This window comes from Acinetobacter baretiae (assembly GCF_015627105.1).
In the GTDB taxonomy this organism is placed as follows: Bacteria; Pseudomonadota; Gammaproteobacteria; order Pseudomonadales; family Moraxellaceae; genus Acinetobacter; species Acinetobacter baretiae.
Genome location: NZ_VTDM01000062.1, coordinates 1 through 1589, shown reverse-complemented (window position 1 = coordinate 1589; position 1589 = coordinate 1). Strand labels below are relative to the sequence as shown.

At 29.2% G+C, this 1589-nt stretch carries 1 protein-coding gene and 1 pseudogene; one reads left to right on the top strand and one right to left on the bottom strand.

The features are described from left to right. Nucleotides 1-106, bottom strand: a pseudogene (locus I2F17_RS12460) (IS982 family transposase); the annotation flags it as partial. 143 nt (nt 107-249) lie between these two features. Here I2F17_RS12460 and I2F17_RS12455 point away from each other — a divergent pair. Next, nucleotides 250-1131: an MFS transporter gene (locus I2F17_RS12455; protein WP_211140159.1), complete on the top strand. Its 882-nt coding sequence runs from the start codon at nt 250-252 to the stop codon at nt 1129-1131. Nucleotides 1132-1589 lie beyond the last annotated feature (458 nt).

Sequence of the window (1589 nt, the reverse complement as noted above, 5' to 3'; positions counted from 1 at the left end):
GTATTCGTTTGAAGTATTGATTCTGTTTTAGAAATTTCAAATAAGTGGATTCAAATTTTATAAAAAAATCATCAATGGTACAGAATAAAGCAGTAATATCAGTCATGAGGATTAGAGTGGTAAGTCGTGTCTAGTAACTCAACTTATGGCTCTAATCCTTGGCTTTTTCAAATAAATCCTTAAACAGGATTCGGGTTACCTAAGCAACAAATCATAAAAGAAAAAAAGATAAATATATTTGATTCTAGCATGCTTATTATTTCAATTCTTTTGCTTATTTTTAGCTTGAAATCAGGATTAAATGATTTGAACGCAAAATATATGATCATTGCTTTGTGTGGGTTAATACTTGGTATTATTTTTATAAAAAGACAGAAGCAGAGTAATTATCCACTGTTTGATATTAAATTATTTACTCATCAATCTGTCAAATATGGTTTTATTATATCTACCGTTGCCATGATTGCATTGGTTGGATTTGAACTTTTAGTCTCCCAAAAACTACAATACGTCTATCAACTCAGTCCACTGAAAGCTGGGTTATCTATTTTACCATTTATGATTGCAATAAGTGTAGGTGGAGTCATTAGTACACCTTTGTTAAATATGTTTGGTGTTAAAAAAGTTGCTGTTTTAAGCTTGATATTAAGTTCTGTATCAATGTATTTACTTTCAATCGTTAATTTTCAAACCCAATATTTATTATCTTGTATATATATGATTTTACTAGGTTTAAGTATTTTATGTGCGTTTTTGGCGGCTACATCTGCAATTTTATCAGGTGCTCCTATAAGTCAAGCATCTTCTGCTGGTGCCATTGAAGCCATATCATACGAATTGGGAACTGGCTTGGGGGTTACATTTTTTGGATTAATGGCATCATTTTTTTATACAAGGAATGTAAATTTTGATCAATTTTTTAGTATTGATCAAATAAATGTTGCTGAAAGATCTATTGGTGAAACATATCAAATGATTTCACATTTACCAGATGATAGTGCCAAAATTATTGTTGTTGAATCAGCTCATTCAGCTTTTATTTTGGCGCACAGTTCTGTTTTGGTGTTTTCAAGCCTCATTCTTTTATCTCTTGCTATTTTTATTTCAATATTCTGGAAAGAGGATGTTTGAAAATAGCTTGCTGTATTTAAAGATATTTAGATGAGATGGTAAAAGAAACATCATGGTATTTTTATTCAATTAAAATCAAAAAATTAATCATCAAGTTTACTTAACACGCTAAACGCTATATATCAGTCATAAAGTCGCTATATAGCGACTTTATGACTATTTTTAACTTCACTGGAGAGATCGATCTCTCCAGTGAAGGTGCGACAACGCTTGTTTAGAGAGGGTCGCACTCTTTGATAATTCATTTAACATAATACTGATTATGCGAAATCATCTATAAAATAAAAACCAAACTATATAAAATATTGCATAAATAAGCATATTAGAAAAAATAGAAATCATAGCTAAAATTAGAACAAAATATTTATCATTCATAAAAACCTCATTACATTTTTTAATTGAGCCGTTTTTTATTTCATAAAAAAGCCAACTCAAATAAAAAACGTTACATATAAAAT

Bases quoted from the DNA above. Each gene is read 5' to 3' on its own strand.
- I2F17_RS12455 (WP_211140159.1), top strand. From the start codon at position 250: ATGCTTATTATTTCAATTCTTTTGCTTATTTTTAGCTTGAAATCAGGA.